Source organism: Halomicrobium zhouii (assembly GCF_900114435.1).
Taxonomy (GTDB): domain Archaea; phylum Halobacteriota; class Halobacteria; order Halobacteriales; family Haloarculaceae; genus Halomicrobium; species Halomicrobium zhouii.
In genome coordinates this window covers 634,397-648,260 of the sequence record NZ_FOZK01000003.1, presented here as the reverse complement: position 1 = coordinate 648,260, position 13,864 = coordinate 634,397, and the positions used below count along the sequence as shown (strand labels likewise).

The 13,864-nt window shown below is 66.0% G+C and carries 16 protein-coding genes and 1 tRNA gene; 8 read left to right on the top strand and 9 right to left on the bottom strand.

The annotated features are described in order from the left end of the window. Positions 1 to 35: 35 nt before the first annotated feature. From BM337_RS16955 to BM337_RS16945, 3 genes are all read right to left on the bottom strand, one after another. Complete coding sequence (locus tag BM337_RS16955; RefSeq protein ID WP_089818091.1) at positions 36 to 932, bottom strand: mechanosensitive ion channel family protein; 897 nt, start codon at positions 930 to 932, stop codon at positions 36 to 38. Beyond that, complete coding sequence (locus tag BM337_RS16950; protein ID WP_089818089.1) at positions 929 to 1,174, bottom strand: YhbY family RNA-binding protein; 246 nt, start codon at positions 1,172 to 1,174, stop codon at positions 929 to 931. Before BM337_RS16950 ends, BM337_RS16955 begins: the two co-directional genes overlap by 4 nt. Positions 1,175 to 1,906: 732 nt before the next feature. Next, entirely contained in the window at positions 1,907 to 2,197 is a 291-nt protein-coding gene (locus BM337_RS16945; RefSeq protein ID WP_089818087.1) for a ribonuclease P protein component 4, read from the bottom strand. Between the two features lie 126 nt (positions 2,198 to 2,323). On the opposite strand from BM337_RS16945, the gene BM337_RS16940 reads away from it, so the two are divergent. The 3 genes from BM337_RS16940 (at position 2,324) to BM337_RS16930 (ending at position 5,123) form a co-directional block, all read left to right on the top strand. Further along, positions 2,324 to 3,370 (top strand): glycosyltransferase family 4 protein, encoded by a 1,047-nt coding sequence (locus BM337_RS16940; protein WP_089818085.1) that lies wholly within the window; start codon positions 2,324 to 2,326, stop codon positions 3,368 to 3,370. Positions 3,371 to 3,602: 232 nt separating this feature from the next. After that, entirely contained in the window at positions 3,603 to 4,703 is a 1,101-nt protein-coding gene (locus BM337_RS16935) for a glycosyltransferase (protein ID WP_089818084.1), read from the top strand. A 123-nt stretch (positions 4,704 to 4,826) separates the two neighbouring features. Further along, entirely contained in the window at positions 4,827 to 5,123 is a 297-nt protein-coding gene (locus BM337_RS16930) for a DUF5798 family protein (RefSeq protein ID WP_089818082.1), read from the top strand. Between the two features lie 103 nt (positions 5,124 to 5,226). Here BM337_RS16930 and BM337_RS16925 read toward each other — a convergent pair whose 3' ends face one another. Together BM337_RS16925 and BM337_RS16920 are read right to left on the bottom strand one after the other, a co-directional pair. After that, positions 5,227 to 5,634, bottom strand: a complete 408-nt coding sequence (locus BM337_RS16925; protein ID WP_089818080.1) for a CoA-binding protein — start codon at positions 5,632 to 5,634, stop codon at positions 5,227 to 5,229. A gap of 100 nt (positions 5,635 to 5,734) precedes the next feature. Next, positions 5,735 to 6,376: an RAD55 family ATPase gene (locus BM337_RS16920; protein WP_089818079.1), complete on the bottom strand. Its 642-nt coding sequence runs from the start codon at positions 6,374 to 6,376 to the stop codon at positions 5,735 to 5,737. A 154-nt stretch (positions 6,377 to 6,530) separates the two neighbouring features. Between BM337_RS16920 and BM337_RS16915 the strand changes: the two genes are divergently transcribed. Further along, positions 6,531 to 6,605 (top strand) — tRNA-Arg (locus BM337_RS16915). Between the two features lie 283 nt (positions 6,606 to 6,888). Continuing rightward, positions 6,889 to 7,407 (top strand): hypothetical protein, encoded by a 519-nt coding sequence (locus tag BM337_RS16910; protein ID WP_089818077.1) that lies wholly within the window; start codon positions 6,889 to 6,891, stop codon positions 7,405 to 7,407. A 55-nt stretch (positions 7,408 to 7,462) separates the two neighbouring features. On the opposite strand, the gene BM337_RS16905 is transcribed toward BM337_RS16910, so the two are convergent. The 4 genes from BM337_RS16905 to BM337_RS16895 all read right to left on the bottom strand — a co-directional run bounded on the left by BM337_RS16905 (position 7,463) and on the right by BM337_RS16895 (position 11,333). After that, complete coding sequence (locus BM337_RS16905; protein WP_089818075.1) at positions 7,463 to 9,589, bottom strand: beta-glucosidase; 2,127 nt, start codon at positions 9,587 to 9,589, stop codon at positions 7,463 to 7,465. A gap of 125 nt (positions 9,590 to 9,714) precedes the next feature. Continuing rightward, a complete protein-coding gene (locus BM337_RS16900; protein ID WP_143117734.1) occupies positions 9,715 to 10,053 on the bottom strand; it encodes a hypothetical protein in 339 nt (112 codons plus the stop codon). 177 nt (positions 10,054 to 10,230) lie between these two features. After that, positions 10,231 to 10,380 carry a DUF7557 family protein gene (locus tag BM337_RS21255; protein WP_177227590.1) on the bottom strand — a complete coding sequence of 50 codons (150 nt, stop codon included), beginning with the start codon at positions 10,378 to 10,380 and terminating at the stop codon, positions 10,231 to 10,233. A gap of 131 nt (positions 10,381 to 10,511) precedes the next feature. After that, complete coding sequence (locus BM337_RS16895; protein ID WP_089818070.1) at positions 10,512 to 11,333, bottom strand: DUF7839 domain-containing protein; 822 nt, start codon at positions 11,331 to 11,333, stop codon at positions 10,512 to 10,514. A gap of 149 nt (positions 11,334 to 11,482) precedes the next feature. On the opposite strand from BM337_RS16895, the gene cbiT reads away from it, so the two are divergent. The 3 genes from cbiT to BM337_RS16880 are packed head-to-tail and all read left to right on the top strand — an operon-like array spanning position 11,483 to position 13,784. Beyond that, a complete protein-coding gene (cbiT, locus tag BM337_RS16890; RefSeq protein WP_089818068.1) occupies positions 11,483 to 12,118 on the top strand; it encodes a precorrin-6Y C5,15-methyltransferase (decarboxylating) subunit CbiT in 636 nt (211 codons plus the stop codon). Next, positions 12,115 to 12,909, top strand: coding sequence for a cobalt-factor II C(20)-methyltransferase (locus BM337_RS16885; RefSeq protein ID WP_089818067.1), 795 nt, complete (start codon positions 12,115 to 12,117; stop codon positions 12,907 to 12,909). The genes cbiT and BM337_RS16885 overlap by 4 nt, the downstream gene beginning before the upstream one ends. Continuing rightward, positions 12,906 to 13,784 carry a cobalt-precorrin-4/precorrin-4 C(11)-methyltransferase gene (locus tag BM337_RS16880; protein WP_089818065.1) on the top strand — a complete coding sequence of 293 codons (879 nt, stop codon included), beginning with the start codon at positions 12,906 to 12,908 and terminating at the stop codon, positions 13,782 to 13,784. The genes BM337_RS16885 and BM337_RS16880 overlap by 4 nt, the downstream gene beginning before the upstream one ends. Positions 13,785 to 13,864: the final 80 nt, after the last annotated feature.

Here is a 13,864-nt window from a genome sequence, read left to right as displayed (position 1 = left end):
CGTTCGAAAACGGATTCGCGAAAACCGGTGCGTCGTCAGTCGTCGGCGGGTTCGACGACGCCGTCGACGTTCGAGAGTTCGATGCCGCCGCCGATGGTGCGGTTCGGGTACGGGATGTCGATGTCTTCCGCGTCGAACCGTTCCTTCACCGACTGGACGTACTCGCCGCGGACCTTCACGAAGTCCGACCGGCTCGGATTGTCGATCCAGATGCGGGACTGGAGACCGACCGAGGAGTCACCGAGTTCGACGAGCCTGACCGAGGGCGCCGGGTCGTCCATGATCCCCTCGTGGGCGTCGGCCTCCTCGAGGATGATCTCGGTCGCCCTGTCGATGTCGTCGTCGTAGCCGATGCCGAAGTCGAACTTGAGTCGCAGCTGTTCCTTCGCGACGGGGTTCTTGATGACGCCGTCGGTGAGCTGGGAGTTCGGCACCGTCAGGAGCTCGTTGTCGAACGTCCGCACCCGCGTCACCCGCAGGGAGATGTCCTCGACGACGCCCGAATGTCCGTCCCACTCTATCCAGTCACCGATGCGGAACGGGCGGTCGGTGTAGATGAAGATACCCGCGACGAAGTTCTGGAGGACGTCCTGCATCGCGAAGCCGATGGCCAGCGTCGCCGCCGCGGCGATGGTCGCCAGCGACTGCAGGAAGTCACCGTAGTCGGCGAGCCCGAACGCGACGGCGATCCCGACGAAGATGACTGCGATGTTGACGAGTTTCGTGATCGGGCGCCGCGCGTGGGCGTCCAGGTTCCGCGCCGAGAGGAACCGGTTCACGACCGGGATGATGGCCACCTTGCCGACGAGGTAGATGGTGACCAGGACGACGACGAACACGAGCAACGAGGCGGCGGGGTCGGCGACGACGTCCGGCAGGACCCGTCCGAGCAACTCGGCGACGAACCCCGTGAGGTTCTGCTGGAGTATCATTCGAACACGGCCGTGTGGCCACGCGTCTGGACCACCGTTGCACTGGCCTGGTCAGCCAGTTCGTCGGCCAGTTCCTCTGTCGTCGTCCCGCCGAGCGAGGACCGGAGGAACTTCACCTTCACGAGGTTCTCGTTGTCGAGCTGGTTGCGCAGTTCGTCGGCGACAGGGTCGATACCGCTCTTGCCGACGCGAAGTGTCGCGTCGAGTTCGTGGATCTTCCGGGTTCGGTCGTCGCTGGACATGTACTTCCCAGTTCTATCGACTGGAGGCGTTAAACACTTGCCCAACTGGTCGGGTGTGCCGACGGATAGACACTTGACCTGGGGCTCGAGTTCAGATGTCCGTGTACTGGACCGTTCAGTGCAGATGAGCTACGTATCGATCCGTGGGTGTCGATGTTCGAGCAGTGAGTACGAAGCCAAACACGTCGAAAGCCCTCGGCGCGCTCGCGCACCATGAAGGCGCTCGCGATCGACTCCCCACTCCTCCCCGAATTCACGCCGTCCGGCGCGAATCACGCGTCCTTTCGCAACCGCCGGCGGTCGGCCGGGAGCGAGTAGCCGAGCGAAAGCGAGGCTCTCGCGACTAGGGGGAGGGCAGGGCTGCGGTGCTGTGCTGACCTGGTGTCCTGCCGAGCGGAGCGAGGCAGGGCTCGTCAGAGTGGTTCGAGAGACCGAAGGTCTCTCGTCATCACGAAAGGCGCTCCGCGCCTTTCGAACGACTTGCTCTGACGGAGGACTGAAAGGGCGAGGTGGGCTCGGGGAAGCCGGGGCCCCCGAGCACCGCAGCCGAAGGCGAGGAGCGCAGGGTGGTCCCCGCGACCCGAGCCCGCCGAGGGCTTTCTGGTTGGTGGCGGTGTCGCTTCTTCCAGCGCAATTCAGACGAACCCCCCGTTCAACTCACGAAGCTAGTCATCGAGAGACAGAGCGCGACAATCCTCACCCAAGTAGCACGAAACGCACCTTCTCGAACACTCAGTGGTAAGGATAGCGCGCCTGGGTCCCGCAGTCGCAGGTTATCACGACGTGGCCGTCCTGGAGGCGGACGCGGGCGTTCTTCCCCGGGATCAGGTAGGCGTCACAGGCGTCGCAGGTGAAGCGCTTGAACTCGCGGGGTAGGGAAAGCCGGTTGCGTTCCGCGACCCTGCGAGCCCGGCGGACGTACTCGCGGGCGCGGTCGGTCTGGCCCTCGCCGGCGGCCTCCTTCGCGAACGCGTGGAGGCGGTCGATGCGCTCGTGGGCGATCTCGGTTTCGCCGGCAGTCATCGCCCACTACTCGGCCACCTCGCCGGGAATAGCTATCGCTTCGTCGCGGTGGTGCTGGTGCGAGCGAGAGCAATCGACCCGTGGGGATCCGACACATCTTTGTCGGATTGTGGAGGACGGAACACCGTGCGCGCGCTGAATTACCTGGAACTGGCGGGGCAACTGGACCGGAGCGGCATCGGCACGTCGGTGAAACACCAGCGGGAGGCGCTGGCCGACACCGGCGTCGACGTCGTCACCTCGCCGTGGAACGGCGACGACCCGGTCCGGGCCGGCCTCGCGAAGCTCGGGGGCGACCGGTTCTTCGCGGACGTCGACGTGGTCCACTGCAACATGATCGGACCCGGGACGGTCGCGACGGCACGCCACGCGATGCGGACCGACACGCCGCTGGTCCTCCACGCCCACGTCACGCGCGAGGACTTCCGGAACAGCTTCCGGGGGTCCAACGCCGTCGCGCCGGCGCTCGGCCGGTACCTCCGGTGGTTCTACTCCCAGGCCGACCTCGTCCTCTGCCCGAGCGAGTACACCAGAGGCGTCCTGGAGTCCTATCCCGTCGACGCCCCCATCCAGCCCATCACGAACGGCATCGACCTGGGGCGACTCGACGGATTCGAGGGGTTTCGCGAGGAGTACCGCGAGCGCTACGACGTCGAGGGGATGGGCGTGTTCGCCGTCGGCAACGTCTTCGAGCGCAAGGGCCTCTCGACGTTCTGTCGGGTCGCCCGGCGGACCGACTACGACTTCACCTGGTACGGCACCTACGAGAGCGGCCCGAGCGCCTCGGCGACGGTCCGCAAGTGGACGAACGAGCCGCCCGAGAACGTCACCTTCACCGGCTGGGTCGACGACATTCGCGGCGCCTACGGCGCGGGCGACGTGTTCATGTTCCCCGCGAAGGTGGAGAACCAGGGCATCGTCGTCCTCGAGGCGATGGCCTGCGGGAAGGCCGTGGTCCTCTCGGACATCCCCGTCTTCCGGGAGTTCTACGAGGACGGCCACGACTGCCTGATCTGCTCGTCGGAAGCGGAGTTCGCCGACGCGCTGGACAGACTCGCCGAAGATCCCGACCTGCGCGAGCGCCTGGGCGAGAACGCCCGCGAGACGGCCGCCGAACACGGTCTCGACCGCGTCGGCGAGCGACTGGAATCGCTGTACGTCGACCTCGTCTGACTGGGGCGACCCGGGCCTGGGGACCCGCGCGTCGGACCTTCGTTCCGTCTGTCCGTCCTGTCCGTCGGCCCGTCCTGTCCGTCGGCCCGTCGGTCCGTCGTGTCACACCGACGCGACTATCGGATTGCCAGTACCGGACCGCTCGCGTCGAACGTGGACGGTTCCACGTAAGCACCCACCATCCGGATGGAAGGAACAACCATTTAGCCACTGGTCGGCAAACCTCTCTCCGATGGAACTCCCGCGCGTCGCCGCGTTCACGGACACCTATCTCCCCACCGTGAACGGCGTCACCTACACGGTCAAGACGTGGCGCGAACGATGGCTCGGTCGTGGGAGTCACATGGACGTCGTCTACCCGCGGAGCGACCACGAGGCGACCGCGGGCGAACACCCCGTTTCCAGTCTGCCCTTCCCCTTCTACGACGGCTTCAGGGTGGGCGTCCCGCAGATTCCCGAGGCTGTCAGTCAGGCAGACGTCGTCCACGCGCACACGCCGTTCAGCCTCGGCGTGGGAGGCTATCGCCTCTCCCGGCGCCTCGACGTCCCGCTCGTCGCCTCCTACCACACGCCGATCAGCGAGTACGCCTCCTACATCTCGTTCAACGGCGCCGTCGAGAAGGCCGTCCGCAGCTCGGCCTCGCGCTACGAGCGCTGGTTCCTAGACCGCGCCGACCTCATCGTCGCGCCGAGCGAGCGCACCGCCGAGCACGTCCGGGAGAACGTCGGCGTCGCGACACCCGTCGAAGTGGTCGCCAACGGCGTCGACGTCGAGTTCTTCCACCCGGTCGAGACCGACTCGTTCCGCGAGCGATACGACCTGCCCGAGGGCCCCCTCGTCGGCTACACCGGCCGCCACGGCTACGAGAAGTGCCTTGACGACGTCGTCGACGCCGCCGACGGCCTCGACGTGACCCTGGTGTTCGGCGGCGACGGGCCGGCACGCGAGGATCTCGAACGCAAGGCGGCCGACGTCGGCGTCGACGCCCGGTTCCTCGGCTTCCTCGACCGGGAGGAACTCCCCGAGTTCTACAGCGCGCTCGACGTGTTCGCCTTCCCCAGCCCCGTCGAGACGGAGGGCCTCGTCGCGATGGAGGCCAACGCCTGCGGGACGCCCGTCGTCGGCGTCGACAGCGGCGCGCTGAGCGACACCATCGTCGACGGGAAGACGGGATTCACGTACCCCGAAGGGGACATCGAGGCGTTCCGCAGCGACATCGAGCGCGCGCTGTCCGAGTACGACGACCTGCGGGAGACCTGTCTCGACCACCGCGAGACGGTGAGCGTCGAACACTCGGTCGACCGCCTCGCGGACGTGTACGACCGCATCTGAGCCCGCACTTCCGTCGAAATTCTCTCACAGCAGTTCCGGCGGCCCCGTTCGAGTCACTCCCGGGTACCTGACAACTATCTGGAAGTCGAAACGGCCACAAGGCCCCGCGTCGAACGGCCCCGTATGGGACTGGGAAGTACGGCCAAGAAGGTGCAGAAACTGGCCGACGTGGCAGAGAAGACGTACAAACGGCTCAACGAACTGCGGGAACAGGTACAGGACGTCCGTTCGACCGTCGACGAGACGGGTGAACGCGTCGAGACGCTCGAAACCGAGCTGGCCGAACAGCGGGCGATTCTCGACGCCGTCGCCGGGGAGCTGGACCTCGACGCGGACGCCATCGCCGCCGACGTCGACGCGAACGCCGGGGAGTCTCCAGCGGAGGGGTCAGCGGCCGAGGACGCGCCCGCGGACTCATAGTGGTGGTTGTAACTTTGTACCGGCGTTCGCCGGTACAGGCCACGTCGAACGCCGGTACGGGCTTACAACCACCACTATCAGAGACTACCGCGACGGCCGAGGACTAGCCCAGCCGCTCGTGTTCGACCTTCATACACCGGTCCTGAACGACGTCGAGCCCGGCGTCCTCGGCCCGTGTGGCGGCCTCGTCGTCCTCGATGCCTAGCTGCAGCCAGACGGCTGTCACGTCGTCGCGTTCCAGCGTCGCGTCGACGATGCCCTCGACCTCCTTGCTCGGGCGAAATACGTCCACGACGTCGATTTCGTCCGGCACGTCCGTCAGGGAGTCGTAGGCTCGCTCGCCCAGAACCTCGTCCGCGAACGGGTTGACGGGAATGATCTGGTAGCCCTGGTTCTGGAGGTAGGCCGGGACGTCGTGGGCAGCCTTGCCCGGCGTCGTCGAACAGCCGACGACGGCGATGGTGTCGTGGTCGAGAATCTCCCGAAGGTCTTCGTCGGATTCGACGGGCATACCCGAATCGAGGGGTGGCGCGCAAAAAAGCGTGCTGGCAGCATGCGCGAGCGCAGCGAACGCAGGGCTCGATAGACGAACGAAGTGAGTCTATCGGGGATCAGGACCCGCGGATTCCGTCGTCTCCGTCGGTCGCCGGGAGGTCGACCGACAGCGACCCGTCGAGGTCGGTCTCGACGACGCCGTCGAACAGCTCGCGGATGGTGCCCATCGCCTCTTCGTCGTGGACCGTCGATTCGACGATGGCGACGCCGATGGCGTCGACTTCCTCGATGCGCGTCGTGAGCGCGTGGAGGAACCGGAAGACGGTCTGGAGCGAGGTGTACTGGAGCAGCGTCGTGACGGAGTTCAACAGGACGCGGTTGTGTTCGACCCCGTGTTCGCACTGGAAGTACTCGATGGACTCGGCGAATTTGATCCCGATGCCAGTCATGTCCGTCGGCGAGGACGCGTAGCGGACCCGGTCGGTGTCAGTCGGTGACCTGCCCACGTGTCTGGTGACGCAGTCGACGATACCCAGCAAGTCGTCGTCGGTGCCGTTGGCGGCCGCGAACACCTCCTCGACCCGCTCGGCCGAGTCGTGCGTCGAGATGACGATAGACCCCTCACCGGCTGCCATGCCGTGGCGGAGTATCTCGCGTCCCAGCCGGCGCTTGCCGGTCAACGGCGGCCCGGTGACGAGCACGTTCGTCCCGGGACGGATCGATGCTCCGTCCAGTCGACCACCGAGTGTGTAGCTCACAGGTGGTCCCCCCACAGTCCGTTCGAGTCGATTTCCCGCACTGGTGAAGTGGTGTCAGTCGGCTCCTATATCCTTTTCGTCGTAACCTAACACGTGACACCCCCACTCCGAACCGGGGAGTTTAAACCGGAACCGCAGTATAGCAGTTGGTACAGGGCGCTTAGCTCAGCCTGGACAGAGTGCATGGCTTCGGACCATGTTGTCGGGGGTTCAAATCCCTCAGCGCTCGTGATTTTGTGAGGAACGGACGTGACGAACAAAGAGCGTCCGCTGAGGATTTGAAGTAGACCACGAGGGAGCGGAGCGACCGAAGTGGGCGTGGTTCAAATCCCTCAGTCTCATGGTTGGTGTGTAAATTGAATTGAACGTAGAGAGGTATCTACTGATAAGATGGTACCTCAAATCACGTCTATTTACAGTTACTTCCTATCATTGGCCTCCACCGTTGCCAAAACGGCGGTTTTGTATATTCAGACCCTAACTTTATCATGTTCCGTACTCCACAAGTGGCTATGTTTGGGGAGGGCAATCAAACGTATCAGAAAGTGGTTGAACTTGCGGAAGCGTGGAGACCAGCGAAAGATTACGGCCACGAAAGTAAATTCCAGAACGACCTTTCTGACTTTCTTGATGAACAGCTAAACGAGCAGAATACCGGAGGGATGGACGGCATCATGGGTGGCAGAGATGGTGGATACGTTGTCAGTCGCGAGCGTGGAAATTCACGAGGAGACGTTGTCATCGATGATGTAGTCGGAATCGAAATGAAACGCCATTTCGACAACGGGAAGAAGAAGAAACTCCGGGGCCAGTTGGAAGATTACGCCGATAACTATCCCTACGTGATTGCCTTAACGTGCGGCATTGACGATATGGACGGCTGGCGCGAGCTCGAAAACAAGTTCTCGGGAGGACGCGGGATGGGTATGGATCAAACCGAATTCACGTTCATAGTGAAGAAACGGGAAAACTTTGGAGACCCACACGATTTCGGCAGTGGAAGCGGAATGGGAGACCTCCTCGGATTCTAACGGAGAACGCGAACGAGACCACCAAAACCGAGACAGAGGCTCTCCTCCGACGTCGCTACCGCGAAACGCCGGTCTCGGCGCGGACGTCACGGGAGGACCGGCCGACTTCGACGCCGTATGCACCGGGGTCGACCGTCCAGCCGTCGGACTCGTCGTAGCGACGGAAGGCCAGGTCGTCGAGCGTGACGTCGACCGTGACCGATTCGCCGGCGGGGATATCGACGGCGGTGTGGCCGGCGAACTCCCGAAGGGGTCGCTCGACGTCGGCGACGTGCGGCGGGCGGACGTACGCCTGGACGACTTCGCGGCCGTCCCGCTCACTGGTGTTCTCGACGGTGACGCGGACCGTCTCGTCGTCGACCATCTCGACGTCACGGTAGGCGAATTCGGCGTAGGAGAGGCCGTGGCCGAAGGGGTAGGTCGGCTCGGCGTCAGTGTCGTCGAAGTGGCGGTAGCCGACGAAGACGCCCTCGTCGTAGTGGACCTCGTCGTCGCCGGGGTACTGGTGGGGCTCCGTCGCCGGGTACTCAGACTCGGGCGCGAAGGTGACAGGGAGGCGGCCACCGGCGTCGGCGTCGCCGTAGAGCACCGACGCGACGGCGTCGCCGTCGGCCTGGCCGGGGTACCACGACTCGACGACGGCGGCGACGTCGTCGCGCCAGGGCAGTTCGACGGGGCCGCTGGACTGGACGACCACGACGGTCCGGTCATTCGCGGCGGCGACCGCCTCGACGAGGGCGTCCTGGTCGCCGGGGAGCCGGAGGTCGTCGCGGTCCTCGGCCTCCGTCGTGGCGTCCTGGACGACGACGACGGCGACCTCGGCCGATTCGGCCGCCTCGACGGCGTCGTCGATGGCGACGGACGCCGAATCGGTGTCGGCGTCTGCGTCGGTTGCGGCCTCGTCGTCGCCGAAGATGTCGTCGAAGAACGACGGAATCTCGATCTCGGGGACGCCCTGGGCGTAGGTGACCGTCCCGCCGGCTCGTTCCCGGATCCCGTCGACAGTCGGCGTCTCGTCGAACGCCGTCATCTCCGAGGACCCGCCGCCGCCGAGCATGGCGACGGTCGCGGCCGGTCCGACCACCGCCACATCCGCGTCGTCGTCGAGAGGGAGGACGCCGTCGTTTTCGAGCAGGACGGTACCACGGGTCGCGACCTCCTCGGCGATTTCGCGGTGTTCAGGGGTGTCGATCTCGCCTTCGTTCCGCTCGTCGTCGAGGACGCCGAATCGCTCCATCTGGCCGAGGATGCGGGCGACCATGTCGTCGAGGCGCGCCTCGGGCACGTCTCCGGCGTCGATGGCCTCGTCGAGCGGTTCGGCGAACATGCGCGTGCCGGCGGTCTCCGGCGTCGGGAGCGCGTCGGCGTTCCCGAAGTCGATGTCCGAGAGCTCCAGGTCCGGCATGTCGAACGATTCCATCATCTCCTCGCTGGTGATCCCGGGCATCTCCAGGTCGAGGCCGGCGTTGGCGGCGCCGACGGTGGTCTCCGTGCCGAACCAGTCGGACATGACGAACCCCTCGAACCCCCACTCGCCCTTCAGAACCTCTGTCAGGAGTCGGTGGTGCTCGCTCGCGTGCGTCCCGTTGATCTGGTTGTAGGCGGTCATGATCGCACCGGCACCGGCGTCGACGGCGGCGCGGAAACCGGGCAAGTAGCACTCCCGCAGGGCTCTCTCGGAGACGTCGGCGCTGACTCTGGTGCGTCTGGTCTCCTGGTTGTTCGCGACGAAGTGTTTCGGCGTCGCGACGACGTCCTCGGACTGGAGCCCCTCGACGACAGCGCCGGCGAAGGAGCCGGTGAGCACGGGGTCTTCCGAGAAGTACTCGAAGTTGCGACCGCAGTGGGGGACCCGTATCAGGTTGAGCCCCGGGCCAAGGAGGACGTCCTGCCCGCGCGCGTTCGCCTCGCGCCCGATAGCTGCGCCCTGCCGTCGCGCGAGGTCGTCGTCGAACGTCGCCGCGAGCGCGATGGACGCCGGGAACGCCGTCGCCGCCTGTCCGGGGGTTCTGACGCCGAGTGGACCGTCTGCCAGCTTCAGTTCGGGCACACCGAGTCGGTCCACGCCGGGAAGATAGCCCGTCGCCGTTCCGTCCGGGTCGGGCGCTCCGTGGACGAGAGCGAGCTTCTCCGCGCGAGTGAGCGATTCGACCAGGTCCACGATCCGATCGCTGTGGTCCATAACTGACTGACTATTCAGTCAACCTCCACTTAATTGTTGCTGGCGCCGTCCGCTGGACACATTCTAGTTTGAGAGGCTGGTCAGGGAACCGACTCGTCGGATTCGCGCTGACGACAGCCGGTGACCTATCCGTCCACGGCCGGCGCTTCGAGGTCTGTCACTTCGACGGCTTCGGCCCGCGCCTCCTGGCGAGCCGACCTGTTGAGCCCCCACTGGGTCATCGCCACGCCGAGCCAGAACACGGCCAGCATGCTCTGGCGCGTCGCGTCGTCGGTAGCACCGGCCAGAAGCGTCCGCCTGGCCCGAACTGCAGTGATGACTCCCAGTAGTCCCGCGAGCGCACCCGAGTGCAACGCGCTACGGGCGTAGGCTCTCGCCGTCGAAGACACGCCGCTCGTCCCGGTACTGTGGTGCTGACGCGCCGGAGACTCCGGTCCGGTCCGTGCCGTCTGTGATCGTTTCATCGTACGTCCGAGTTCGGACGCCCGACGCATACTTTCGTCGGTCAGGCGACACGTCTGCCGGTTCTCGAAGCTCACGGTCTGGCGCTTCGTAGAGGCGGGAATCAACTCGCACACAGCCGGGTTCGGCAAATTCGCCGTTCACGTCGTCGGTAGCCTCCAGACAGGGTCCGAACCGGTTTACTCGGAGTAGCCTTCCTGGAGAAAGCTCCCTTCCGTCTCGTAAACGGACAGGAGCTCGCCGATGAACTCCGCTGGCGTCTCGTCGTCCTCGAGGTGGCGTTCGATGCGCTCTCCCAGTTCGTCGTCGAGTTCGATCTCGTAGGTCATTGGTTGGGCTCCCGCACTGGTCGCGACCGGTGCGTGTTGACAGACGTCGTCCGTCGACAAAAGTCGTCCGTCGATTCGCCCACTGTCGGCAGGGACGAGCAGACCCGGACCCCCGGGCCAACCGATATCGGTCACTCGCCGTCGTCGGGGACGTCGCGGACTTCGTAGCTGACGTTCTGGTCGCGGAGGCTGTCGGTGTGTGACGATAGCCGGTCGGCAGTCGCGACCAGGAGCACGTCGAGCCCCTTCGTCGCCGCCTCCCGGACGGCGTCGGTGCTCGCGAAGCGAATGTCGATAGACAGGCCCGCCCGCCGCGCCGCGACGATGGCCTCGTTCCCGGCGACGGCAACGAGGTCGTGGTCGTCGGCGAAGGCGACGATCGCGTCGCCGTCCACCATCTCGCTTCCCCCGTCCTCGATCCGCGGGACGGAGACGATGGTCACCGCGCCGTAGTCGTAATCGACGACACCGTCGAAGTCCGTCACGCCGACGTCCTCGCCCGACTCGGCGTCGGTGGCTGCAACTCCGGTTGCACTTCCCGCCGCACCCGGTGTCGCGTGGAGGATCCCGTCGCGCATCGACAGCGAGACGCGCTCTCCCTCCTCGATCTCGCCGGTCGCGATCGCCGCGTCGATGTCGACCTGGCCCACGACGTCGTCGGAGACGTGGTCGACGAACTCCCTGAGTTCGGTCGTGTGCGAGATAAGCCAGTCGACCCCCTCCTTGGTGACCTCGTAGCGCCCGCGTCCGAGTTTGCGGACGTACTCGCGTTCGACGAGGTCCTGGAGGTAGTTGCTGACCGCCTGGGACGTGATGCCGATCACGTCGGCGATCTCCTGCTGGCTGACCGCTGGCTGGCGGTCCGCTATCTGGACGAGGATCTGGTACTGGGTCGCGTTGCGCTTGTTCCGGAGGACCGACGCGCTCGTCCCGGACGTGGCGTCCTTCGCCATCGAGTACTGTTCCGGCACCGACGTGCAAATACCTTTGCGTTAGTTCGCGCTCGCTTGCGCCGATCGGTGTCCTCTGGCCCCTTTGGACAACATGGGTTTGATTAATACAACCACAATTGTTTTACGAGTCACGGAAGTTGCACTAGTCGATGTCCCGCGTTGCGCTCCCCCACGACGCGAAGGCCGGACCGACCAAACCGGAGGTTCGGGCCGTCCTCACGAGTAAACTCGCGCTGTCAGACGCCGACCACTTCGTCGAGGTCGGGTCGTGTACCGGCGCCGTCACGATCGAAGCGGCCCGCAGGGCGGGTCGGGTCACCGCGCTCGAACGGAAACCCGGGCGCCTCGACGTGACCCGCAAGAACCTCGCTGCCAACGACACGGACGCGGAGGTCGAGTTGCGAGAGGCCGAAGCCCCGGACGGGATACCGGACGACGCAACGGTGCTGTTTCTCGGCGGGAGTCGGAACTACGAAGCCGTCCTCGACCGCGCCGTCGCGGCCGGCATCGACAGAGTCGTGATGAACGTCTCGCGCCTGGAAGTCGCCGGTGCGGCGACGCAGGCGTTCCGCGAGCGCGACCTGCTCGACGAAGTCCTCCAGTTCCAGGTGAGCCACGGCTACGAGCTGGCGGGCGCGACGAGCTTCGACGCGGAGAATCCCGTCTACATGCTCGTCGGCGGCGCCGGCGAGTCAGCGACCGACGACAACGCGGTCGCAGCCGACGGCGGACGCACCCCGACCACCGACAAACTGGCTCGATCCGACCCGGAGGGGTCCCGATGACGCTCTACGGCGTCGGGCTGGGGCCCGGACAGTCCGACCTCGTCACGGTCCGGGGCAAGCGAGTCCTCGAACGCGCCGACGTGGTCTACTCGCCCGGACGCCTCTCCCGGTCGGTCGCGACCGAACACGTCCCCGAGGAGCGCATCGGCGACCTCGACTTCCCGATGACACGCGACGAGGAGAAACTGCGTTGCGCCTGGAAGGAGGCCGCCGCGGCCATCGCGCCGACCGCCCGCGAGGGCGACGTCGCGTTCGTGACGCTGGGCGACCCGAACGTCTACTCGACGTTCGGTCACCTCCGGCGGACGATGGCGGCGTTCCACGACGACGTCGACCTGGAGGTGGTGCCGGGCGTCAGCGCCGTGACTGCCTTCGCGACCGCACTGGACGTCGAAATTCCGGCTGGGTCGGGCCTCGCACTCCGGGAGGCGGCCGGCGGTCACTCCCCCACGGGACCCGACAGGATGGTCCTGTTCAAGGTCACGGACGCGCCGGCGACTCATGAGGGGCTGGTCGACGCCGACTACGACGTGGTCTACGGCCGCCGCCTGTTCATGGAGCAGGGCGAGACCCTGGTCACCGACGACCCGGCCGACGTCGCCGAGCGGGACTACTACACCCTGGCCTACGCCGAACGCGACGACCCGACGGCCGACCTCGCGACCGCCGCGTTCGAGCCGACCGACTCCCCGACTGCGACGGACGGGGGTCGTCGTTCGAACGACGACGCAGCGATCGAACCGGCCGAGAGCGAGGCCTGTGGCGACGAACCGCCGGAGACGATCCGATGACGGGCTCCCAACCGGTAGTCGACGACGGGACCACGGCCGGTGAGCGTGACCCGCGCGTCCACGAGAAGACGGCCGGCGAGGAACAGGAGGGTATCCCCTTCATCGGCGCCGGACCCGGCGACCCCGGACTGCTGACGGTCAAAGGCCGGGAACTCGTTGAGGAAGCGGACCTGGTGGTCCACGCCGGTTCGCTGGTCAACAGCGAACTGCTCGAGGAGTTCTGCGCCGACGCCGAGCAGGTGTCGAGCATCGGGAAGGACCTGGAAGAGCTGATCCCCCTGATGCGCGACGCCTACGAGGCGGACCGGACCGTCGTCCGCCTCCACAGCGGCGACCCGGCCATCTACGGCGCGGCCCTGGAGCAGATGGACGCGCTGGAGCACGAGGGCGTCCCGACCTACTTCGTCCCCGGCGTCACGTCGGCGTTCGCCGCGAGCGCGACGCTCCGGACGCAACTCACTCTCAACGAGGTCGCCAACCACGTCGCGTTCACGCGCCCGCAGGGGAAGACGCTCTCCGAGGACGAGGACCACATTTCGGAGTTCGTCGCGATGGGCGACGTGACGACCTGCGTCTACCTCGGAACTCATGCGGTCCGCGACACGATGGACCGCCTGCTCGACGACGGTCGGGACCCAGAGACGCCGGTCGCCGTGGTGTACCACGCCTCCTGGCCCGACGAGGACGTCATCGAAGGGACTGTGGGGACTATCGCCGACAAAGTGGAGGACGCCGGGTACCGTGCCTCTGCGCTCGTCGTCATCGGCGAGGCGGTGAGTGGGTCGGGTTACGAGCGCTCCTATCTCTACGACGGCTGGGCGAATCGAGGATCTGATGGCGAGGACGCTGCCGAACAGACGGAGGCCGACGATTAGTATGGACTGCAACATCCCGCGAGAACGGCCCGAAAGCCCCCGCTGGCTGCGGTCCCGCGGCTCGCTGTGCGCGCTCGCTT

Excerpts from the sequence above, each read along its gene's own strand:
- BM337_RS16955 (WP_089818091.1), bottom strand. The coding sequence starts at position 932 with ATGATACTCCAGCAGAACCTCACGGGGTTCGTCGCCGAGTTGCTCGGA.
- BM337_RS16950 (WP_089818089.1), bottom strand. The coding sequence starts at position 1,174 with ATGTCCAGCGACGACCGAACCCGGAAGATCCACGAACTCGACGCGACA.
- BM337_RS16945 (WP_089818087.1), bottom strand. The coding sequence starts at position 2,197 with ATGACTGCCGGCGAAACCGAGATCGCCCACGAGCGCATCGACCGCCTC.
- BM337_RS16935 (WP_089818084.1), top strand. The coding sequence starts at position 3,603 with ATGGAACTCCCGCGCGTCGCCGCGTTCACGGACACCTATCTCCCCACC.
- BM337_RS16930 (WP_089818082.1), top strand. The coding sequence starts at position 4,827 with ATGGGACTGGGAAGTACGGCCAAGAAGGTGCAGAAACTGGCCGACGTG.
- BM337_RS16925 (WP_089818080.1), bottom strand. The coding sequence starts at position 5,634 with ATGCCCGTCGAATCCGACGAAGACCTTCGGGAGATTCTCGACCACGAC.
- BM337_RS16910 (WP_089818077.1), top strand. The coding sequence starts at position 6,889 with ATGTTTGGGGAGGGCAATCAAACGTATCAGAAAGTGGTTGAACTTGCG.
- BM337_RS16905 (WP_089818075.1), bottom strand. The coding sequence starts at position 9,589 with ATGGACCACAGCGATCGGATCGTGGACCTGGTCGAATCGCTCACTCGC.
- BM337_RS16900 (WP_143117734.1), bottom strand. The coding sequence starts at position 10,053 with ATGAAACGATCACAGACGGCACGGACCGGACCGGAGTCTCCGGCGCGT.
- BM337_RS21255 (WP_177227590.1), bottom strand. The coding sequence starts at position 10,380 with ATGACCTACGAGATCGAACTCGACGACGAACTGGGAGAGCGCATCGAA.
- BM337_RS16895 (WP_089818070.1), bottom strand. The coding sequence starts at position 11,333 with ATGGCGAAGGACGCCACGTCCGGGACGAGCGCGTCGGTCCTCCGGAAC.
- cbiT (WP_089818068.1), top strand. The coding sequence starts at position 11,483 with ATGTCCCGCGTTGCGCTCCCCCACGACGCGAAGGCCGGACCGACCAAA.
- BM337_RS16885 (WP_089818067.1), top strand. The coding sequence starts at position 12,115 with ATGACGCTCTACGGCGTCGGGCTGGGGCCCGGACAGTCCGACCTCGTC.
- BM337_RS16880 (WP_089818065.1), top strand. The coding sequence starts at position 12,906 with ATGACGGGCTCCCAACCGGTAGTCGACGACGGGACCACGGCCGGTGAG.